19 protein-coding genes and 1 pseudogene are annotated in these 19710 nt (G+C 65.6%); 6 read left to right on the top strand and 14 right to left on the bottom strand.

What is annotated here, in order from left to right:
* Positions 1 to 287: 287 nt before the first annotated feature.
* From MLE42_RS13945 to MLE42_RS13970, 6 genes are all read right to left on the bottom strand, one after another.
* Positions 288 to 1163 (bottom strand): hypothetical protein, encoded by an 876-nt coding sequence (locus tag MLE42_RS13945; protein WP_243288486.1) that lies wholly within the window; start codon positions 1161 to 1163, stop codon positions 288 to 290.
* A gap of 1145 nt (positions 1164 to 2308) precedes the next feature.
* Positions 2309 to 2710 carry a hypothetical protein gene (locus tag MLE42_RS13950; RefSeq protein WP_243288487.1) on the bottom strand — a complete coding sequence of 134 codons (402 nt, stop codon included), beginning with the start codon at positions 2708 to 2710 and terminating at the stop codon, positions 2309 to 2311.
* Positions 2711 to 2854: 144 nt separating this feature from the next.
* Entirely contained in the window at positions 2855 to 3511 is a 657-nt protein-coding gene (locus MLE42_RS13955; protein WP_243288488.1) for an SEL1-like repeat protein, read from the bottom strand.
* Between the two features lie 146 nt (positions 3512 to 3657).
* Entirely contained in the window at positions 3658 to 4173 is a 516-nt protein-coding gene (locus MLE42_RS13960) for a hypothetical protein (protein ID WP_243288489.1), read from the bottom strand.
* A gap of 243 nt (positions 4174 to 4416) precedes the next feature.
* Positions 4417 to 6009, bottom strand: coding sequence for a M28 family peptidase (locus MLE42_RS13965; RefSeq protein WP_243288490.1), 1593 nt, complete (start codon positions 6007 to 6009; stop codon positions 4417 to 4419).
* Between the two features lie 25 nt (positions 6010 to 6034).
* A complete protein-coding gene (locus tag MLE42_RS13970) occupies positions 6035 to 6778 on the bottom strand; it encodes an RsmE family RNA methyltransferase (RefSeq protein WP_243288491.1) in 744 nt (247 codons plus the stop codon).
* Between the two features lie 83 nt (positions 6779 to 6861).
* Between MLE42_RS13970 and MLE42_RS13975 the strand changes: the two genes are divergently transcribed.
* Both MLE42_RS13975 and MLE42_RS13980 read left to right on the top strand, forming a co-directional pair.
* Positions 6862 to 7806 carry a TerC family protein gene (locus tag MLE42_RS13975; RefSeq protein ID WP_243288492.1) on the top strand — a complete coding sequence of 315 codons (945 nt, stop codon included), beginning with the start codon at positions 6862 to 6864 and terminating at the stop codon, positions 7804 to 7806.
* Positions 7803 to 8753 (top strand): bifunctional riboflavin kinase/FAD synthetase, encoded by a 951-nt coding sequence (locus tag MLE42_RS13980; RefSeq protein ID WP_243288493.1) that lies wholly within the window; start codon positions 7803 to 7805, stop codon positions 8751 to 8753. The genes MLE42_RS13975 and MLE42_RS13980 overlap by 4 nt, the downstream gene beginning before the upstream one ends.
* Position 8754: 1 nt before the next feature.
* On the opposite strand, the gene MLE42_RS13985 is transcribed toward MLE42_RS13980, so the two are convergent.
* The 3 genes from MLE42_RS13985 to MLE42_RS13995 all read right to left on the bottom strand — a co-directional run bounded on the left by MLE42_RS13985 (position 8755) and on the right by MLE42_RS13995 (position 10198).
* Positions 8755 to 8955, bottom strand: coding sequence for a hypothetical protein (locus MLE42_RS13985; RefSeq protein ID WP_243288494.1), 201 nt, complete (start codon positions 8953 to 8955; stop codon positions 8755 to 8757).
* A 159-nt stretch (positions 8956 to 9114) separates the two neighbouring features.
* Positions 9115 to 9417, bottom strand: a complete 303-nt coding sequence (locus tag MLE42_RS13990) for a hypothetical protein (RefSeq protein ID WP_243288495.1) — start codon at positions 9415 to 9417, stop codon at positions 9115 to 9117.
* Positions 9418 to 9583: 166 nt separating this feature from the next.
* Entirely contained in the window at positions 9584 to 10198 is a 615-nt protein-coding gene (locus MLE42_RS13995; RefSeq protein ID WP_243288496.1) for an acyltransferase, read from the bottom strand.
* A gap of 301 nt (positions 10199 to 10499) precedes the next feature.
* Between MLE42_RS13995 and MLE42_RS14000 the strand changes: the two genes are divergently transcribed.
* Positions 10500 to 11186, top strand: coding sequence for a MarC family protein (locus tag MLE42_RS14000; protein WP_243288497.1), 687 nt, complete (start codon positions 10500 to 10502; stop codon positions 11184 to 11186).
* Here MLE42_RS14000 and MLE42_RS14005 read toward each other — a convergent pair whose 3' ends face one another.
* Positions 11187 to 11654 carry a glutathione peroxidase gene (locus MLE42_RS14005; RefSeq protein WP_420843102.1) on the bottom strand — a complete coding sequence of 156 codons (468 nt, stop codon included), beginning with the start codon at positions 11652 to 11654 and terminating at the stop codon, positions 11187 to 11189. It abuts the gene before it with no gap.
* Positions 11655 to 11803: 149 nt separating this feature from the next.
* Between MLE42_RS14005 and MLE42_RS16400 the strand changes: the two are divergent.
* A pseudogene (locus MLE42_RS16400) lies at positions 11804 to 11947 on the top strand (ATP-binding protein); the annotation flags it as partial.
* A gap of 8 nt (positions 11948 to 11955) precedes the next feature.
* Here MLE42_RS16400 and MLE42_RS14010 read toward each other — a convergent pair.
* The 4 genes from MLE42_RS14010 to uppS are packed head-to-tail and all read right to left on the bottom strand — an operon-like array spanning position 11956 to position 15833.
* Entirely contained in the window at positions 11956 to 13092 is a 1137-nt protein-coding gene (locus MLE42_RS14010; RefSeq protein WP_243288499.1) for a M50 family metallopeptidase, read from the bottom strand.
* Positions 13089 to 14261, bottom strand: coding sequence for a 1-deoxy-D-xylulose-5-phosphate reductoisomerase (gene dxr, locus MLE42_RS14015; protein ID WP_243288500.1), 1173 nt, complete (start codon positions 14259 to 14261; stop codon positions 13089 to 13091). The genes MLE42_RS14010 and dxr overlap by 4 nt, the downstream gene beginning before the upstream one ends.
* 1 nt (position 14262) lies before the next feature.
* Positions 14263 to 15147, bottom strand: coding sequence for a phosphatidate cytidylyltransferase (locus tag MLE42_RS14020; RefSeq protein ID WP_243288501.1), 885 nt, complete (start codon positions 15145 to 15147; stop codon positions 14263 to 14265).
* Positions 15147 to 15833: a polyprenyl diphosphate synthase gene (gene uppS / locus MLE42_RS14025; protein WP_243288502.1), complete on the bottom strand. Its 687-nt coding sequence runs from the start codon at positions 15831 to 15833 to the stop codon at positions 15147 to 15149. The genes MLE42_RS14020 and uppS overlap by 1 nt, the downstream gene beginning before the upstream one ends.
* A 232-nt stretch (positions 15834 to 16065) precedes the next feature.
* On the opposite strand from uppS, the gene MLE42_RS14030 reads away from it, so the two are divergent.
* Positions 16066 to 18480, top strand: coding sequence for a PAS domain S-box protein (locus MLE42_RS14030; protein ID WP_243288503.1), 2415 nt, complete (start codon positions 16066 to 16068; stop codon positions 18478 to 18480).
* A 57-nt stretch (positions 18481 to 18537) separates the two neighbouring features.
* Positions 18538 to 19698 carry a hypothetical protein gene (locus tag MLE42_RS14035; RefSeq protein ID WP_243288640.1) on the top strand — a complete coding sequence of 387 codons (1161 nt, stop codon included), beginning with the start codon at positions 18538 to 18540 and terminating at the stop codon, positions 19696 to 19698.
* Positions 19699 to 19710: the final 12 nt, after the last annotated feature.

Here is a 19710-nt window from a genome sequence, read left to right on the forward strand (position 1 = left end):
TCGGTGAAACCAGAAGGACGAGGAATGATGCGGGTTTGCCGCCAGAGCAAGCCAGGCTGACGAAGCTGGGCCAGAACCCCACCGCCAAGCAGACAGAAAGAGAAGGGCGAACGAGGCCTAACGAATGAAGCTAACCGGACCCGCCTGCACCGAAGCGCTGAGCGGAGTCGAGGAAGCGAGAAGGTGAGAGAGAGCGGAAGGCAATGCAGGCGGGGTCCGAGTTGAGCGGAGGGTTAGGTGGCGAACATCGCAATGAATGATGTGCCAAGATTCGCCGAATTACAAACTTAGTGGTAGCCCCAAAAGTATTTTGCTTTCTGTATTAACCCACTTGAGAATAGCAAATACCCATCTTCGTTATACCCGCTGTGCCAAAACAGCAGTTCAGATTGCCCATCGCCATCGAAATCACCCGAGCCAACTAGTTCCAGGCCCGCGCCAAGATATGTGGCTCCTTCTGAGAGTAGGAATGTGTGCTGATCCCAGGCGGTATCGGGAGGACCATCACAGGTTTCAGACTCTTTGATGGGCCGAAGGCGCAGCGTGACGAGTTGCCGACCATCTTTGTCTTTAAGACAGTCGAGAACTTCGATGCTTTTTAGGGTGTATTGAAATGGAACAGAAGTCTCTGGGTCTTTGGGGCAAAAGAACGCACGGCCAGCCACTTTCTTGAATACACCGAAAAGTCGTTCTTTGTTTTTCATGCTTAGAGTTGATCGTGTCCATTTGGATGGGTCAATTGCTGACCCTTCAGAAAGGACGATCAACGGGCGATCTTCTGGAATTGAGCACCAGCCATGAAAACGTTTCCCTTTATTTTTAACTGAAGAAAATGAATGACTTGAGATTGGATTCAATACCCTGTCTCTTGAGTAGGTCCACGGATATTCAGTGCTGAACCCAGGATCTGTCGTTTCAATAGAACCTAATTTCTTTCCTTCATAAATGACGATCCATTCCATTTTGGTGATGAGAAACCTGCGCCCAGCTTGATCGTTGTCTAATGAGATCCAATTCTTTCCACTCTTCGCGAACAAGGCCCTAACACGAATGCCACTCTGCTCTTTGCATTGCGGTGTTTCCAACACACCGAGAACAGAGGGGTTTCCGGCTACCAGCCGGAATGGAACGAGTGTCAGAAACAGTAGGAAGCTGGAAATCAAGCGGATCATTCTTGAGCGACCTAACGAATGAAGCTAAGCGGCCCCGCCTGCACCGAGGCGACAAGCGAAGCCGAGATAGCAAACTGCTGAGAGAGAGTGAAAGGTAATGCAGGCGGGGTCCGACTTGAGCGGAGGGTTAGGGCTCGGGACGCGATGACGGTGCTTTGAGTGTAGTGCAAAGGAAATTTGCCAAGAATCCTTGCTCGGACCTGGCAATGAAACGACCGAGCCCAAAGATCGCCCAAAGGAAGGCAACCATCAATAGAAGAATAAACGATAGATCGCCCTTGCTACGACTGGAATACCACACGGTTCCGCACCAAACAGAAACCAGAACTGAGAACCAGAACGGGATTCGATTTACACGAAACTTGATAAACACCTGAGACCCAGTTGCAGTAGGTGAGATTTGGCCATACACAAATGTTTGGAAACTGTTGCGATAGTTAATTCTCTTGTGGAGTCGGAACCCAGAAATTGATGCGATACCTAAAACAGGCCGAGTGCCGCGCGGTTCCCACAAAATCGAATTCTGAATATCGATAACATCGGTTAACGCCGAAAGGCATTTCTCAGGCTCCATTGGTGTGATGAATTCAAGGGTGTTGGATCTCAATGCAGGAGCCCTAACGAATGAAGCTAACCGGCCCCGCCTGCACCGAAGCGATGAGCGGAGCCGAGGAAGCGGGATGAAGAGAAAGAGCGGAAGGCAATGCAGGCGGGGTCCGAGTTGAGCTAAGGGTTAGGCCGATGGTGGCCATGGCCGGATTATGTAAGGAAGCTGGGATTCTAGCTGCCAGTTTATCGGCTTACGTTCGGGGTAAAACCATAGGCAACCCTGATTCACCCAAGATTGGTAATGCTGTTCGTGGTCGTCGTATCCGTAATCACACCCGCAACATTCGCAGATGTCGTAGGACCAACGGAGCTCCTGCGCTGAAGCATAGGCGGAGTTGAATGGCCCATGCCCGCAGACAGGACAATGAGTAATCGTGGCTTCCATGAGAGGCCTAACGAATGAAGCTAACCAGCCCCGCCTGCACCGAGGCGCTGAGCAGAGCCGAGGAAGCGAAATGTTGAGAGAGAGCGGAAGACAATGCAGGCGGGGTCCGAGTTGAGCGGAGGGTTAGGCGTGTGCCGAACCATTAGCTTTCTGGATCTGGTTGACGTTCTTCGGCTTCTTTGTCGGAGACGATGCGGTGGATTGGCAGTTCAACCCAACCATCCTTGAAGATCAGGCCAATATTCCATAGGAAACAGGAACAGTCGCCATCAAGATCAGCTGGTTTCCACAGTTCAAGAACAGTAGGGCCAATCTTGGCTTTGGCTTTTGATCGGATATCGAACTGCTGCCTCTTTGTCAGCTTGATCTTCATGCCGGGCTTGAACTGGCTTCGAACCAGGGCTGCCTGAGCTTTCGTGAGTTGAATTTCAATTACCGGCTCGTCAGCGAGTCGCCCTTTCGTGAATTTGAAGCCATCTGCAAGCAAAGTGGTAGTTGAGGCGACGAGCCAGCAAAGAGCGAGGATGGATTTTCGGAGGCTCATTGAACGCCTAACGAATGAAGCTAACCGGCCCCGCCTGCACCGAGACGCTGAACGAAGCCGAGAAAGCGAGATGTTGAGAGAGAGTGGAAGGCAATGCAGGCGGGGTCCGAGTTGAGCGGAGGGTTAGGGCGATCAACGATACGTCTATTCAAATTGAACAAAACTAGGTTTGATCTTATCTGGGTTCTGAAGGCCATTTACAATCAGGAATTCAGCGACATCCATTCCGAATGCCTTGGCACCCTTTTCGGCCCAAGTCCACGCTATTGCTGGATTCCGCTTAATGCCCAATTCCTTCGATCCGTACGAATAGTATCGAACCAGATGAACTGCAGCCTCGCCCTTTCGTTGCCCCATCTGGGTGGAACGCTTCAGCCACTCAAATCCTTTAGCTTTGTCGATAGAATCATCATCGAGCATTATTAAAGCGTACTCAAAGGGGGCCTCAGGGTGGCCTTTGAGTGCTGCTTGCTCAATCCATGGGAGGCATTCCTTCTGAGTAGTCAGCCCCTCCTTGGCAAACATCCGACTGTAAGCGCCAATGCGGTACATTGATTCGATATCACCTGAATGAGCTTCCATCATCAATTGTTTGAATGCACGGTTGAGTTCAAGATGAAAAGCTTTTGCATGAGCTTCTCTATCGCTCTTCGGTAGTTTTCGGTCGTGGGAAAGCCTGTCTTCCACCAGCGCATGCTTCAAGAAACCCACGCCAGCACTCTCACTGACACGAGAGTCCTGCAAATGACCCGGAGCAAGCAGGACAATAAGTGCGATTGGGAAGGCGGGTAGTAGGGTCATGCGAGAGCCCTAACGAAGGAAGCTAAGCGGCCACGCCTGCACCGAGACGATGAGCGGAGCCGAGATAGCGAAATGTTGAGAGAGAGCGAAAGGCAGTGCAGGCGGGGTCCGACTTGAGCGGAGGGTTAGGCTGATTTCGAATAGAATTATTTTGATTTCAGTTCGGCTAAAATTGCAAGATTAAGACCCTTCTCTACTTGAACTTTATCTTTCTCTTTCAAACTCAGATACTCCTTCCTTTCTTCTTCTGACATCCCATCTTTGATCAATTCGAACATCTGTAAGTCAGGAACAAGGGTCCCTTCTGCTGTCCGCCAGGCAAATGCCGTAAGAACAGCTTCGTTTCTAATCATGATTTCCAATTGTTCTTTCTTGGTAGCAGAGGCGGTTGTCGGTTTTTGGAGCATTATTGAAGCGATCAATCTTGCCATTTCAGAAGTCATCTTGGGTTTGTGGCTGGCGAGTCCCTTATGAACTTCTCTAATCTCTGTAAGCGTGTCGAGCAGGTCCTGGATTTCTTCAGATTCGACGTTCGTGCCGAGTTTCTTCATCATCCCATCGACCATATCCATGTATTCATTCCCATACTGCTTCTTTGCCTTGTATAAATGCAAGAAGATGAGAATCGCCGCTATTAAAGTAATTACGACAAGTGCTGCCATTTTTCCCCCAGTGCATAGAATGGGCCGAGAGGTTGAACTAACAATGGACGCAGATGTATGAACAAAGGCTGAGTAATTTCCAGCAAAGGTGGAAGCCTAACTTTGAATTGGACGATGAGGGGGGAGGGGGTTGAGGGTCGTCTAGCCCGGGTTTGGGGGATGGTAAGTGTTGAAAATCCCGTGGGACTACAGCAGCAGGAGGGCTGATTAGGCAGACTAAAAAAGAGCGGATCGGGGGCGGGGCTAGCGGGCGGCTTTGAAGGTGGGTTTGGTGGGGGCGTTGGCGACGGCTTGGCCGAGGTCGAAGGTGAACTGGGCCTGCTGGAGCATGCCGCGCAGGTCCCAGGTGGGGTCGTATTCGTCGGTGACCTGGTGGTAGCGCTTGCCGTAGGCGGCGGCCTTGGCTTTCAGGGCGGCGGGGTCGGCACCCAGGTAGTCCCGGCCGCCACCCACGGACAGGGCGGGCACGCCCGCCTGGACGAAGCTGAAGTGGTCCGAGCGGAAGTAGCCGCCCGCGGTATCGGGACGGGTGGAGGCGACGGCGAGGCCCGAGGCCTTGGCCACGGCGGTGCCCAGGTCGCCGAGGGTGCTGCGGTTGCCGAAGGGCAGGCCGATGTCCCGCGCGGGGGCCACGAAGTTGAGGCTGTCCAGGTTCAGGTCTGCCGCGGTCTTCGCCAGGGGCCAGAGGGGGCTGGCGGCGTAGGCCTTGGAACCCAGCAGCCCCTGCTCCTCCCCGCAGACGAAGAGGAACATCTGACTGCGCCGGGCCGGGGCGTGGACGGCGGCCTGGGCCATGGCGAGCAGGGCGGCGCAGCCCGAGGCATTGTCCACGGCGCCGTTGTAGATGTCGTCCCCGTCGTGGCCTGGGTGGCTGTCCGGAGCGGGGGCGGCGCCCTTGCCCAGGTGGTCCCAGTGGGCGGAATAGATGACGACCTCTTCCTTCAGGGCCAGGTCGGAGCCGGGGATCACGCCGGCCACGTTGAACTGGTCGAGGGTGCGCACGGCGCTGGCGAGGGTGCCTTTGAGGCGCAGGTCCAGGGGCACGGGCCGGAAGTCGCGGCGCTGGGCGGCGGCCCGGAGGGCGTCGAGGTCCCCGCCCCCCTGCTTCACCAGGGCCCGGGCCACCTCCTCGGTGACCCAGCCCTCGAGCGGCGCCCCCTCGGGGCCCCTGGCCAGCCGGAAGCGCTCCGCGTCCCAGCCATTGCGCACCACGGGCCAGCCATAGCTGGCGGAGGGGGTGGTGTGGATGAGCAGGATGCCGGCGGCGCCCTGGCGGGCGGCCTCCTCGAACTTGTAGGTCCAGCGGCCGAAATAGCTGAGGTCGGGGCCCTCGAACCGCTCCGGTTCCTCGGCGGTGGGGGCGGGTTCGTTCACGAGCACCAGCAGGACCTTGCCCTTCAGATCCACGCCCTTGAAATCATCCCAGCGGTCCGCGGGTGAATGGATGCCGAAGCCCGCGAAGACCACGGGTGCATCGAAGGACTGCTCGGCCCTGGCGGCGCCGGAACCGTAGACGATGCCCGAGCCGAAGGCGGGCGTGGCGCAGGCCCCGCCGCCCATGAAGCTCAGGACACTGCGGTCGGTGAGGGTGCGGAGGCCCAGCAGGGAGACGGCCTGCCGGTACGACGTTCCCTGGGCGGGCTTCAGGCCCAGGGCCTGCAGCTGGGTCTCCAGGTAGCGCACGGTCAGCTCGGCCCCCCGCTGCCCGGTGCCGCGGCCCTCCAGCAGGTCATCCGCCAGGAAGGCCAGGTGGGCGCGAAGGGGCCCCTCCTGCACGGGGGGCGCCGCCTGGGCGAGAAAGGGGACCGTGGCCAGGAGGAACGGCAGCACGCGCATGGGGACTCCGGAGGGAGCCTCCAGCTTACCTCGCAAGACGGGGTTTGTCGGGAGGCCTTCCCAGCTCGAACTGCACGGCCCCCAGCAGGGCCACGGGGGCGGTGACGGCGCGGAGGATGCTGCGGCCCAGGCTCACGGGGCACCAGCCGGCGACGGACAGGGCGGCATACTCAGCGTCCGTGATCCCCCCTTCGGGCCCGCAGGTGAAGGCCAGGGCCTCCCGGCGCAGGTCCGGGTTGGCCTGCCCCGTGGCCAGCTCGTAGGCCACCCACTTCTGGGGCGCGTCCCAGGCCGGCAGCGCGTGGAAGGGAATGGGTGAGCGGAGCTCGGGCAGGCGGCTGCGGTGGCTCTGCTCGCAGGCGGACTGGAGGATCCGAGCCCAGCGCTCGGCGCGGGCGGCGGCCTTGGCGGAATCGAACTCGCTGCGGGCGTAGGCCACGGGCTGGATGAGCGTGACGCCCAGCTCCACCAGGGGCGCCAGCCAGTCGTCGAAGAGGCTGAGCTGCGCAGGGATCGGCAGGCAGGCCTGAAGGGAGATGGGCGACTCGCGATCCTCGTGCAGGGGGGCCACCAGGCGGGCCACGGCCCGGCCGCGGTCCAGCTCGGCCAGGTCCGCCATCCAGGGCTGATCCCCCAGGACCAGCTCCAGGGCGTCGCCGGGTTGGAGGCGCAGGGCCCGCAGGTGGCGCGCGGCCTCGACGCCCAGGGGCAGGATGACGTTCTCGGCGGCGTCAGCCGGGGGGGCGAGGAAGAGTCGGGGGAGGCTCACGGGCACCATCATCCCATGGGAGAGCGCTCCCTCTGGTCGGGGGGCTTCCGGCGTTCGATAAGCTGGATGTCCTGGAGGACTCCTTGGTCGATGCCCTGCTGCAAGCCGCTCCCTGGTGGGCCTGGGGGGGCTTCCATGCCTTCGTGTTCCTGATGCTCACCCTGGACTTGGGCGTGTTCAACCGGAAGATCCACGCGCCCAGCATGCGGGAGGCCGGGATCTGGAGCGCGGTCTGGATCACGCTGGCCCTCATCTTCAACGTGGTGATCTTCCAGACGGAGGGCACCCAGAAGGGGCTGGAGTGGTTCACGGGCTACGTGCTGGAGAAGTCCCTCAGTGTGGACAACCTCTTCGTGTTCGTCCTGGTGTTCCAGAGCTTCCAGGTGGACCTGCGGCACCAGCACCGGGTGCTGTTCTGGGGCGTGCTGGGGGCCCTCGTCATGCGGGCCGCGATGATCCTCGCGGGTACGGCCCTGCTGAACCGCTTCGAGTGGATGATGTACGTCTTCGGGGGCTTCCTCCTCTACACCGGCGTGAAGATGCTGCTGGTGAAGGGCGAGGATCCCGATCCCACCCAGAACCCGCTGGTGCGCGCCTTCCGCCGCTTCGTGCCCTACGACGAGCGGGGCGGCCACGAGCACTTCTGGTCGTTCAAGGAGGGCCGCCGCCTCGCCACGCCCATGCTGCTGGTGCTCATCACCATCGAGGTGACGGACCTGGTCTTCGCCGTGGATTCCATCCCGGCGGTGCTGGCCGTGAGCCGCGATCCCTTCGTGGTCTACACCTCGAACATCTTCGCCATCCTGGGCCTGCGGAGCCTCTACTTCCTGCTGGCCAAGATGATGGACCGCTTCCACCGCCTGAAGACCGGGCTGGCCATGGTGCTGGCCTTCGTAGGCGTGAAGATGTGCGTCGCGACCTGGGTGCACATCCCCGTGCAGTACAGCCTGCTGATCATCGCCGCGATCCTGGCCGGCAGCGTGGTGGCCAGCCTGGCCTGGCCCGCGGAGCAGGACGGCGCCGAATGATGCAGGTCTGGCGCCACACCCTGGAGACGGCCCCCGCCGCGGGGCCCTCCATCGTCACCCTGGGGACCTTCGACGGCGTCCACGCGGGCCACCGGGAGCTGTTGCGCATCGCTGCCAGCCGGGCCCGGTCCGCGGGCCTGCGGGCGGCCGTGGTCACCTTCGATCCGCACCCCACGGTGGTGGTGGCGCCCCAGCGCAAGCCGAAGCTGCTGATGACTCTGGAGCAGCGCCTGGAGGCCTTCGAATCCGAGGGCATGGACCTGGCCTGGGTGATCCCCTTCAGCCGCGCCTTCTCGGAGCTGAGCCCCGCCGCCTTCCTGGGCGGCGTGCGGCGGGCCCTCTCGCCCGTGGAGCTGCACGTGGGCCGGGCCTTCTGCTTCGGCCGAGACCGCAGCGGCAACGTGGACACCCTGGAGGCCTGGGGCGCCGAACACGGCTGCGCCGTGCACACCCTGGCCCTGCGGGCCCCGGATGGCGGGCGCCTCTCCAGCACCCGCATCCGGGAGGCCCTGGACCGGGGCGAGGTGGAGGCCGCCGCGGAGCTGCTGGGCCACCCCTACACCCTGACGGGAGTGGTGGTGGAGGGGGACCGGCGGGGGCGCCACCTGGGCTTCCCCACGGCGAACCTGGCCTGGGACCAGGAGCAGCTGCCGGCCTACGGCGTCTATGTGACCGAAGCCTTCCTGCCGCACCACCATCCTTCCCTGGGGGGGCCCCGCCTGGGACTCACCAACGTGGGCGAAAAGCCCACCTTCGAGGGCCGGCGGCTCACGGTGGAGACCCACCTGCCGGGCTTCGAGGGCGACCTCTACGGCGCCCGCCTCCACCTGCGCTTCCTCCACCGCCTCCGCGGCGAGGCCCGTTTCGCCTCGGTGGACGAGCTCCGGGCGCAGATCACGCGCGATGTGGCCGAAGGCACGGCCTGGTGGAAGGCCCGCCGGGCCTGAATCAGCTGGCGGCGGCCACCCGCCAGCGGGTGAGGGGGCGCTCCGAGAGGTCCCAGACCTGGAAGCCCAGGGGGAGGCGGCTCACGCCGAGGCGCTGGCGGATCTGGGCCTTGGCCGCCTCGAGGCTCTCCGCCTCGATGGGGCCGTACTCCATGAAGTAGCCGCTGAACTTGTAGCCGAAACTGCGAAAAGAGGTCCGCATGGGGGCTCCGTCAATTCCGTTTCCCAAATATTCGTCTTTTATTCGCGTTCGTCAAGACTGAATGACGAAAAAAGTCGGAAAACGGGAGAGAACCCTTTCAGCTTGGGCCCGTCCATGGGACAGGGGCTGTCGAATCCGCGGGCTGCCAGATCCTCCGGTTCAGTGGAACCAGAGCTCCACGCGGGCCTGGAAGGGCGGGGCCAGAGGCCGAGGCAGGGGCCGCGGCAGCGGCTGGAGGACCACGCGACCCGCTTCGCAGTCCTCATCGCGGTAGGGCCGGACGTAGGCTTCGGGATAATAACCCCGGCGCTCCCAGCGGTCGTCCTCCCAGCGGCGGTAGGAATCCCCGCAGGCATCCCGTTCCACCACCACCACGCGGCGGGAGGGACGGCGCCAGGGGTGGTGGGCGGAGAGGGGGAAGGCGGCGAGGGTGGCGAGGGCGAGCAGGACCAGACGGCGCATGGGACCTCCTTGCTGGGGTGGGGTGGGTCACCCCGTGCGGAGGACGTCTCACGACCCGTGCCAGATCTGGAAGTGAAGCCAACAGCACGGTTGACTTCGTGAAGGCGCAGGGTCGCCGCGCGAAATGCAACATCGGAGCCCGCGGGCGTGGCAGGGGACGACGCGATCAGCGGTGCCGGCGGTCCCCCACCACCACGGCGGGCACCCCCGCGACGATGGCCCACTCGGGCACGTCCTTCGTGACCACGGCCCCCATGGCCACCACGGCGTGGTCGCCGATGCGCACGCCGTCGGTGACGCCGGCGTTGGCGCCGATCCAGACATCGCGGCCGATGTGGATGCCGCGGGAGCGCACGGGCTGGTCCTTGAGGTCGCGGTCCGGCTTCATCCCGTGATCGAAGGCGTAGAGGGCCGCCCCGCTGGCGATGCGCGTGCCGTCGCCGAGGGTGATGCCCTTGCGCCCACCGTCGAGACGGGCGCCGGCGTTCACGCTCACGTCGCGACCCAGGGTGAGGGGCCCGTGCAGGAAGGCCTGGGCGGCGATGGCGCAGCGGTCGCCCAGCACCACGCCCCGGCCGGGTTCGCCGAAGATGGCGGCGTCCGGCGCGATGAAGCAGCCCGAGCCGAGGGTCACGGTCTCCTGGGCCACGAGGCGCGCCTGCACCTCCGCCTGCCAGGCCTCGGCCCAGGCGCGGTGGCGGGGTTTCAGGGCGAAGTAGAGCCAGGGCATCCAGGCCAGCCGGCGCTGGTGCTGCTCCCGCAGGGTCTCGAGGTCGCGCATGGGAGAAGTTTAGGGCCTGTTTTCAAAGTGGGACGCCGCCGCGACGGTGTCCAGCCGCGCTCATGGCAAGGCGCCGGCCGAAGGGCGATGCGGGACATCGCTCGAGGTTGGCAACGCAGCCAGGGGCGCGGCTGGCCATCGTCCCGGAGGGCAAGGGGCGGCGCCCGGCGCGATGCTGCGTCAAGCTCCTCGCCGATAGGAGCCGCTATCGCCTTCGTCGCTTTCCTGGCCTCGCTTGGGCGGCGCCCCTTGCGCGGCCACGCCCCCCTTTGAAAACAGGCCCTAGCGGCTACAGTAGGCCATGCCCCACCTCGGCCCCCTGCCCACCTTATCCTTCGCCCTCGGCGTGGCGACCTCGCTGTTCTCGGTGCTGAATCCCATCAGCGCGGCGGCCATCTTCGCCAGCGCCACCGCGGGCATGGAGGCGCCGGCCCTGCGCCGCAGCGCGAAGAAGGCGGCGCTGACGGCGGGCGCGGCCATGCTGGCCTTCGCCCTGGTGGGCCAGTTCATGTTCAGCCTCTTCGGCTTCACGGCGCTGGCCATGCGCTTCGTGGGCGGCGTGCTGGTGCTCTACCGCGCCATCGCCATGCTCTACGGCGAGGATCCCCGCGAGCGCACCACCGAGGACGAGAAGGCCGAGGCCAGCCGCAAGCTGCCGGAAGACTTCGCCATCATCCCCTTCGGCATCCCGCTGGTGGCGGGCCCGGGCACGCTGTCGACGGTGATGGGCATGATCGCGGGCATCAGCTGGCTGGAGTACGGCGTGGTGCTGCTGGCCATCTTCCTGAACACCTGGATCGTCTACCTCTTCCTGCGCAAGGCGCCGGCCGTCTTCGCCCGCCTGGGCGCCATCGGCACCAAGGTGGTGAACAAGCTCATGGGCCTCATCCTCGCCGCCGTGGCCATGCAGTTCCTCATCAACGGCGTGAAGGCCCTCTACGTCGAGATGCGCGAGACGCCGCCGGCGGCCGTGGTGGCGACGAAGTAACTACTTCAGGGCGGACTCGATGGCGGCTCGCAGGTCGGGACTGTCGGGAGCGACCTTGCTGGGGAAGGCCTGGAGCACCTGGCCGTCCTTGCCCACGAGGTACTTGTGGAAGTTCCAGGCGGGCTCGCCGTGCTTGGCGGTGAGGAACTGGTACACGGGGGCCTGGTGCGCGCCCTTCACGTCCAGCTTCTCGTAGAGGGGGAAGGTCACCCCGTAGTTCTTCTGGCAGAAGCTCTCGATCTGGGCCGCGGTGCCGGGCTCCTGGGCGCCGAACTGGTTGCAGGGGAAGCCGAGCACCACCAGGCCGCGGTCCTTGTAGTCCGCGTAGAGCTTCTGCAGCCCCGCGTACTGGGGCGTGAACCCGCACTCGCTGGCCACGTTCACGGCCAGCACGACCTTGCCCTTGTAGGCGGCCAGGGACTGGGGCTTCCCATCCAGGGTGCGGAGGGTGATCTCGTGCAGGGACATGGGAACCTTCCTTTCAGCGGCGGGCAGGGACAGGGCGAGGAAGAGGGCGAGGGCGGCGCGCAAGGAACCTCCAGGGACACCGGTTGGATGCCTTCCCCCGGGGAGTCATGCCGGGCTGAGGGAAAAAGGCCCGGGACCAGCGATCCCCGGGCCACGGCACCGGCCTGGGACTGGCCATGGTGCTCAACATCGTCCGGCAGCATCGGGGGACCTTGCAGGTGGGTACGGCCCCCGGGCGAGGCACCGCCTTCCGGGTGCTGCTGCCGCGGGCCGGGAGCGGTGCGGCGGGGTGAGGCTTCCGCTACCTCCGCAGCTTCATCAGGTCCAGGAAGATCACCAGGGCCATGAGGGAGGCCAGGAGGATGAAGCCGCCCGTGAGGATCTTCTCCTTCAGCTCGATGGTGAGATCCTTGCGCCGCAGCTTCTCGAAGGCCAGCAGGGCCATGTGGCCGCCGTCCAGGGCCGGGATGGGCAGGGCGTTGAGGATGGCCAGCTGGAGGCTGATGGCTCCGCACATGAAGAGGAAGGTCTCCCAGCCATGCTGGGCGGCCTTGCTGCCCTGCTTGATGATGCCGATGGGACCGGCCACTTCGGCGCTGCGGGCCTGGAAGGTCACGAGGCGCTTGAGGAAGCTGAAGACCTGGCCCGTGAGGCGCCAGGAGGTCTCCACCGCATAACGGCCACCGGTCCACAGGTCGCCCGCCTGGAAGGGGCGGAACTCCAGCGGCGTGGCCACGGGCAGGGGCATGAAGCCCAGGCGTCCCTTGCCGCCCTCGGCCCGGGGCGTGAGCGGGAGCTCCATGGGCTTGCCGTCCCGGGTGAGACGGAAGGGCACGGGCTGGTCCGGGTGGGCCTGGATGTAGGCCACGGCCGCCTCCCACTGGGCGCCCGGGAAGCTCAGGTCGCCGATGCCGCGCAGCTCGTCACCCACCTTGAGGCCGCCCTGCTCCGCGGCGCTGCCGGGCACCACCTCCACCACGGTCCAGGTCTCCTGCACCTTGGTGACGCGGGCCTGGTGGACGCCCACGAGGCCGAAGAGCACCAGCGTGGTGGCCAGGTTGGCCAGGATGCCGCCGCTGTAGAAGAGCATCCGCTTGTGGAAGGGCTGCTGGAGGAAGCCGTAGGGATCCTCGGCGCCGGGCTCCTCGGGGTTGAAGCCCGCCAGCTTCACGTAGCCGCCCAGGGGCAGGAGGGACAGGCGGACATCCGTCTCGCGCCACTTGAAGCCGAGGAGGCGGGGGCCGAAGCCCAGGGAGAAGACCTCCACGGGCATGCCCATCCACTTGGCCGCCAGGAAGTGGCCGCCTTCGTGAAGGAAGATGAGGCCGCCCAGCATGAGCACGGGCCCCCAGAACCCCACGCCGGGAACTTTGAGGGCGACGATCGAAACGGCGGCGAAGGCGAAGCAGAACGACAAAGGCAGGCGGAGGCGGTTCATGGACACCCGAAAGATCGGACCCTGGTTCGGACCCATCCTTCAGCATGACGCCTCGCGGCCCGGTCTGCATCCAGCACCTGGCCCAGGGAGGCCAGGGGCGCGGCGGGAATCCGGGCCAGGGTGTCCCGGTTGCAGGCCTGGATGTCCCAGAACCCCAGCTGGCCTTGGAGGAAAGCGGCCACGGCCACCTCGTTGGCGGCATTCAGCAGGGCCGGGGCGGTGCCGCCCTCCCGCAGGGCCTCGAAGGCCAGCCCCAGGCAGGGGAAGCGCGCCAGGTCCGGGGCCTCGAAGGTCCAGGTACGGGCTTCCTCCCACGGATAGGGGGCCACGGGACCGGGCTGCTTGTCCGGGTAGAGCAGGCAGTACTGGATGGGCAGCTTCATGTCGTTGGCGCAAACCTGGAGCTGGTAGCTGCCATCGTGGAAGCCCACCATGGCGTGGACTTGGCTCTGGGGGTGTACCGTGACGGCCACCTGGTCGGCCGTGAGCCCGAAGAGCACCGAGGCCTCGATGACCTCCAGGCCCTTGTTCATCAGCGTGGCGCTGTCGATGGTGATCTTGGGGCCCATCTTCCAGGTGGGGTGGTTGAGGGCCTCTTGGATGGTCGCGGCCTGGATCCGCGCCAGGGGCCAATCCCGGAAGGGGCCGCCGCTGGCGGTGATCCTCACCTCGCGGATGGAGGCGGGATCGCGCCCGTCCAGCAGCTGATGCAGGGCGGCGTGCTCGCTATCCACGGGCAGCAGCTCGCCGCCGCCAGCGCGCGCCGCCTCGTGCATGAGGGCGCCGCCCACCACCAGCGATTCCTTGTTGGCCACGCAGACCCGGCGGCCGGCGCGCAGGGCGGCCTCGGTGCTCGCGAGCCCGGCGCTGCCCACGATGGCGGCCACCACTGTGTCGGCGTCGGCATGGAGGGCGCAGGCCAGGAGGCCGTCGTCCCCCCAGTGGACCTCGGGCCGGTAGGAGAGGTTCGCGCGGAGCCACTCCGCGTCCCCCTTCGATCCCACGGAGACGCAGCGGGGCCGGAAGGCGTCGCACTGGTCCCGCAGCAGCTCCCGGTTGCGCCCGCCCGCCAGCGCCACCACCGAGAGGCGGTCCGGATGCGCCCGCACCACGTCCAGGGTGGAGGTGCCGATGCTCCCCGTGGAGCCGAGGAGGGCGAGGTGTCTCACGTCAATTGAACCCGTGGACGAAGTGGACATACGCGAACAGCACCGGCGCGGCGAACACCAGGCTGTCCACGCGGTCCAGCACGCCGCCGTGACCGGGGATGCTCACGCCCACGCAGGAATCCTTGACGCCCGCGCTGCGCTTCCAGGTGCTCTCCACCAGGTCCCCCAGCTGGCCCGCGATGCCGAGCAGCAGCCCGAGGGCCACGGCGTCCACCACGGACCACTCGGAGCAGACCGTGGCCTTCATGAGGAAGGCCCCCAGGAGATTCCCGCCCAGGTTGCCGAAGGCGCCTTCCCAGCTCTTCTTGGGGCTCACCCGGGGCGCGAGCTTGTGCTTGCCGAGGAAGGTGCCCACGAAGTAGGCGGCGCTGTCGCCGAACCAGGTGATGATGAACAGGGCGAGGATGAGGCGGCTGCCGGTCCTGGGCAGGGTGCCCTGGAGCATGAAGAGCTTCTGCTGGAAGCCCAGGCCGAAGCCCAGGTAGAGCGCTCCGAGCCAGGTGATGGCCTGGCTGGGCAGGGCTTCCTCCAGCTTCCGGTCGAAGAAGAGGGCGCTGAAGTGGATCACCAGGCCCCCGGCCGCGAGGACCAGCCAGAGCGGCAGGGGATCCTGGCCGCCCGTGGCCAGGAAGAAATGGGCGAGGATGCCCCAGCCCACCAGGGTTCCCGCGGCCAGGGAGGGGTTGAAGCCCCGCACCCGGGCCATGAGGGTCATCTCGCGGACGCCCCCGAGGATGGCGAGGGCCATGACGGCCAGGTAGGTCCAGGGGGCCCAGGGCTGGTCGCCGAACCAGAGGAGGCTGAAGAAGAAGACGCCGAAGACCAGGGCCGTGGCGATGCGCACGGTCATGTTCTTCGTGTCGACCTTGGGCGTGGTCCGTTCCATCAGATCCCCCCGAAACGCCGTTCGCGCTGGGCGTAGTCCTCAAGCGCTTCTTTCAGCTCCGCGGGGCCGAAGTCCGGCCACAGGAGGTCTGTCATGTAGAGTTCGGCATAGGCGGACTGCCAGAGCAGGAAATTCGAGATGCGGTGCTCGCCGCTGGTGCGGATGAGCAGGTCCACATCCGGCACGCCGGCGGTCCAGAGGCGGGCGCCCAGGGCGGTCTCGTCCACCTGATCGGGACGGAGGCCCTCCTCCACGCAGCGCCGGGCGGCCTGGGCCAATTCCAGGCGGGATCCGTAGTTCACGGCCAGGTGGAAGGTCATGCCCGGATTCCCCGCCGTGGCCTTCTCCAGGGCCCGCATGTCCGCCTGGATGCCGCCGGGCATCCCCTCGAGGGCGCCCAGGTGGTGGAAGCGGATGCCCTTGCGGGCCAGCTGGTGGACGAACATGCGCAGGTACATGCGCAGGAGGGCCATGAGGGCGGCCACCTCCTGGGGGGGGCGCTTCCAGTTCTCGGTGGAGAAGGCGTAGAGGCTCAGGTGCCGGATGCCCGCGTCCGAGGCGGCCTCCAGGATGCGCTCCACCGCCTGCACCCCGGCCTTGTGCCCCTTGATGCGGGGCCACCCCCGCTGCGCCGCCCAGCGGCCGTTGCCGTCCATGATGATCGCGACATGGGTCGGGACAGTCATCGCGGGCCCCCGGAGGGAGGGAAGCCTGCCCCTTCCGCGTGGCCGGTCTCGCGTATGCCCGGAGGGCATACCGAGAAGATGATCGCGACATGAGTCGGGACGGTCATGACGCCAAAAACCTCGGAAAGGTGAAAAAGGTCATGCTATCACGGGGCCTGCCGTAAAGCTGGGGAGCGGCTTGTCTTCCGAAGGCCCGTGTTAGGCTTGACTCCACTTTTTCCCTGGCGAACCCATGGTTCAGTTCAATACCCGTGCCAATGAGATCCTGCTCAAGCTGGTCTACTACGGGCCGGGCCTCTCGGGCAAGACGACCAACCTTCAGTCCCTGCACGCCATGTGCTCGGACCGGCAGCGCGGTGAGCTCTTTTCCGTCAACACCCAGGAAGACCGGACCCTCTTCTTCGACCTGCTGCCCATCAACCTGGGCTATGTCTACGGCAACTCCATCCACCTGCAGATCTACACCGTGCCGGGCCAGGTGCAGTACGACGCCAGCCGGCGGGTGGTGCTGGGCGGGGCGGACGGCGTGGTCTTCGTGGCGGATTCCAGCGAAGCCAAGATGCAGGACAACGTGGACTCGCTGTCGAACCTGTACCACAACCTCAATGCCAACCGCTTGAACATCAAGCAGATCCCCTTCGTCCTCCAGTACAACAAGCGGGACCTGCCGGACGCCCTGGCGGTGGGCGTCATGAACCGCCGCCTGAACTTCCGCAACGTGCCCTACTTCGAATCCGTGGCCAACCGCGGTCCCGGGGTGCTGGACACCTTCCTGGCCATCACCCGGGAGACGGTGGACTACACCTTCCGCAAGTACCACCTGGACAAGAAGATCAAGGACTTCGACGGGATGCTCGCCCTCATCGAATCCAACGTGCGCTCGACCCTGCGGGAGCTTCCGCCCCCGCCGGATCCGGCCAGGACGGAATCCGGGACAGAGTCCGCGCCGGTGGCGGATGTGACGGTCCTGAAGCATGGCAACGTGACCGTGGCCGACCTCCAGCCCGGCCGGGCGGCGGATCCCCAGGAGCTGCTGGAGAGCGCCCTCCAGTCGAACATGGAGACGGCCCGGCTCTATTCCGAGCTGAAGCAGGCCAAGGAGTCCCTGGAAAAGAAGAACGAGGAGATGACCCAGCTCTACGCCCAGCTGGAGCGGGTGAACCAGGACAACCAGAAGACCAGGAAGTACCTGGAAGGCCTCATCCAGAACATGGGCGAGGCCCTGGTGTCCTTCTCGGCCGACGGGAAGATCCTCACCTGGAACGCCGCGGCCGAGCGCATCTTCGGATACTCGCGGCCGGAAATCGTGGGCCACAGCATCTGCAAGCTGGCCCCCGGGGGCGAGCGGGGCGACCTGGACCAGGTCATCCAGCAGGTGAGCCGGGGCCAGGTGGTCCGAGACATCGACACGGTCCGGGTCCGGAAGGCGGGGGAGACCTTCCCCGCCAGCGTCACCTACGCCCCGGTGCGGGGCGCCGATGACCGCGTCCTGGCGGTGTCGGCCCTGGTGCGGGACACGAGCGAGACCCAGGCCCTGGAGACGCAGCTGGTCCGTTCCCAGAAGCACGAGGCCCTGGGGCGGCTGGTTCCGGCTCTCTTCCACGAGGCCTCGAACCGCCTCACCCCCGTGCTGCTGGAGGCCCGGCTCATCTCCGAATCCGCCCTGGATCCCCACCAGGCGGAGCAGGCCGCGCGGCTGGTGAAGGCCGTGGACTCGGTGCAGAGCCTGCTGGACCCGCTCCAGACGGTGCTGAACCCGCCCACCCCCGCCCGGGTCCGGACCCAGCTCAACCAGGTGATCCAGGAGGCCGTGGACCTCGTGGAATTGAAGGCCCGGCGCATGGAGGTCGACCTGGACCTGAGCCTGGACCCGACCCTTCCCGAAGCGCCCCTGGACCCGGTCCTCATGCGCCAGGCTCTGACGAACCTGATGCTGAACGGCCTCCAGGCCCTGGCCGCCAGCCCGGTCAAGCGCTTGCGCGTGGCCACCCGCGCGGTGGACGGCCACATCCAGGTGGTGGTCCAGGACTCGGGAACCCCGCTGCCGGAGGCCGAGCTTCCGGACCTGTTCGATCCCGTCTCGGCCTCGACCCCGGAAGCCCTGGGCCTGCCAGTGGCCCATCTCATCGCCCGCCAGCACGGCGGGCAGCTCACGGTGCGGAGCCAGGCCGGCCTGGGGAACGCCTTCCTGATGGAGCTGCCCCTCGCGGGGGCCGCGGACCCGGCGGTGACCGCGGACTCGGCGGCGGCCGGCGTCACAGGGCTCCAGGGGCGCCGCGCCCTGGTGGTGGACGACGAAGCCTTCCTGCTGGAGTGCCTGGTGGACGCCCTCCAGGTCTGGGGCTTGGAGGTCACCTCGGCGGGGCGGGGCGATGAGGCGGTCGAGCGCCTCAAGGCCGCGACCTTCGATCTGATCGTCTCCGACATCCGCATGCCGGGGCTGTCGGGGGTGGACCTCTTCGAGTGGCTGCGGGCCCAGCAGCCGGCCCTGACCCGCCGCATCCTTTACACCACCGGCGATTCCTTCGACACGAAGACCCGGGACTTCCTGGAGACGAACCAGGTGCCCCACCTGGGTAAGCCTTTCGATCTAAAACAATTGAAACGAAGCCTGGAGCAATTGCTAGAGACTCCGATCGAGGCGTGAGCCCCCCCGCTGCGGCATAATGGGGACTCTCATCGCACCCTCAACGAGGAGCCTCCTATGCAGCGTCGCTGGGTCTTGGCAGTCATCGTGGGTTCGGGCCTCCTGGCCCAGACGCCCCAACCCGTCCCCCCTCCTGCGCCCGCACCTGCCCCGGCCCCCGCGCCGGCTCCGGCGCCAGCCCCTGCACCCGCGCCCGCGCCGACCCAGGTGCCCGCCCCCGAGCCCAAGCCCGCCGAGGTGAAGGCCGAGGCCCCGGCCGCGCCCCAAGCCGAAGCGAAGCCCTTCGACCAGCTCCGCCCCAGCCAGCGGAAGCTGGCCTACACCCTGCAGCGCGCCGCCCTCTCGGCCCATGAGCTGGGCTACTACCGGAGCCACCCCAAGGCCGTCGAGGTGCGCGACACCCTCGGCGCCCTCGTGGCCGTGAAGTCCATCCTCCCGGAGAAGGCCTCGGCCGCCATTCCCGCCGTCGAGACGTACCTGGCCAAGGTGCGCGCCCAGCACGGGCTCTATGACGCCGACGGGAAGAAGCTCCTCCTCGAGACCACCTGGAAGGACCTGCAGGCCGCCGCCCGTGCCGCCGCGAAGGCCGACGCCAAGGGGCTGGAGCCGCGCCTCGCCAAGCTGCGGGGCCTCCTGCTCGATCCCAAGGTGGACGCCGCCGCTCCTGCCTGGACGGCGCCCGAGCCGCCGGCCAAGGGCAAGAAGGCCAAGGCCGCCAAGGGGCCCAAGGCGCCCGAGGGTTTCGCCAATCAGAAGGCCATCACGGCCCTGTGGGTGAAGCGGGCCCAGGCCTGGATCGACAACACCCGCCAGGAGGTGGACGTCAAGGGCGAGAAGAAGCTGCGCAGCGTGCCCGATCCCGCGCAGACCAAGGCCCTGAACGCCCTGATGATCTGGCTGGAGAACGAGGACCTCGACCTGCTGCGGGATCCCGGCTTCGGCTGGCTGGACCTGCGTCGCCTCGGAGCGACGCCCGGCGCCGCCCTGCTGGCCCACGCCGATGCGATCGCCACCTCCAAGGCCCCCGAGGGCCCGGCGGGCGAGCTGACCCTGCTGCCGGCCCTCGAGCCCGTGATGGCCGAGAGCAAGTTCAGCAAGGGTGACGAGAAGCGCCAGGTCCTCTCCGACGTGAAGCAGGGGGCCCCCGCCGCCAGCCTCGCCGAGCAGATGACCACCTTCGAGAAGCTGGGCCGCAGCCGCGAGATCGAGGTCAAATAGTCGTTCCCGAAG

It is taken from the genome of Geothrix terrae (assembly GCF_022808775.1).
Lineage (GTDB): Bacteria > Acidobacteriota > Holophagae > Holophagales > Holophagaceae > Geothrix > Geothrix terrae.

Coding starts and splice junctions, on each gene's coding strand:
- MLE42_RS13950 (WP_243288487.1), bottom strand. CDS start 2,710: ATGAGCCTCCGAAAATCCATCCTCGCTCTTTGCTGGCTCGTCGCCTCA.
- MLE42_RS13955 (WP_243288488.1), bottom strand. CDS start 3,511: ATGACCCTACTACCCGCCTTCCCAATCGCACTTATTGTCCTGCTTGCT.
- MLE42_RS13960 (WP_243288489.1), bottom strand. CDS start 4,173: ATGGCAGCACTTGTCGTAATTACTTTAATAGCGGCGATTCTCATCTTC.
- MLE42_RS13965 (WP_243288490.1), bottom strand. CDS start 6,009: ATGCGCGTGCTGCCGTTCCTCCTGGCCACGGTCCCCTTTCTCGCCCAG.
- MLE42_RS13980 (WP_243288493.1), top strand. CDS start 7,803: ATGATGCAGGTCTGGCGCCACACCCTGGAGACGGCCCCCGCCGCGGGG.
- MLE42_RS13985 (WP_243288494.1), bottom strand. CDS start 8,955: ATGCGGACCTCTTTTCGCAGTTTCGGCTACAAGTTCAGCGGCTACTTC.
- MLE42_RS13990 (WP_243288495.1), bottom strand. CDS start 9,417: ATGCGCCGTCTGGTCCTGCTCGCCCTCGCCACCCTCGCCGCCTTCCCC.
- MLE42_RS13995 (WP_243288496.1), bottom strand. CDS start 10,198: ATGCGCGACCTCGAGACCCTGCGGGAGCAGCACCAGCGCCGGCTGGCC.
- MLE42_RS14000 (WP_243288497.1), top strand. CDS start 10,500: ATGCCCCACCTCGGCCCCCTGCCCACCTTATCCTTCGCCCTCGGCGTG.
- MLE42_RS14005 (WP_420843102.1), bottom strand. CDS start 11,654: ATGTCCCTGCACGAGATCACCCTCCGCACCCTGGATGGGAAGCCCCAG.
- MLE42_RS14010 (WP_243288499.1), bottom strand. CDS start 13,092: ATGAACCGCCTCCGCCTGCCTTTGTCGTTCTGCTTCGCCTTCGCCGCC.
- MLE42_RS14020 (WP_243288501.1), bottom strand. CDS start 15,147: ATGGAACGGACCACGCCCAAGGTCGACACGAAGAACATGACCGTGCGC.
- uppS (WP_243288502.1), bottom strand. CDS start 15,833: ATGACTGTCCCGACCCATGTCGCGATCATCATGGACGGCAACGGCCGC.
- MLE42_RS14030 (WP_243288503.1), top strand. CDS start 16,066: ATGGTTCAGTTCAATACCCGTGCCAATGAGATCCTGCTCAAGCTGGTC.
- MLE42_RS14035 (WP_243288640.1), top strand. CDS start 18,538: ATGCAGCGTCGCTGGGTCTTGGCAGTCATCGTGGGTTCGGGCCTCCTG.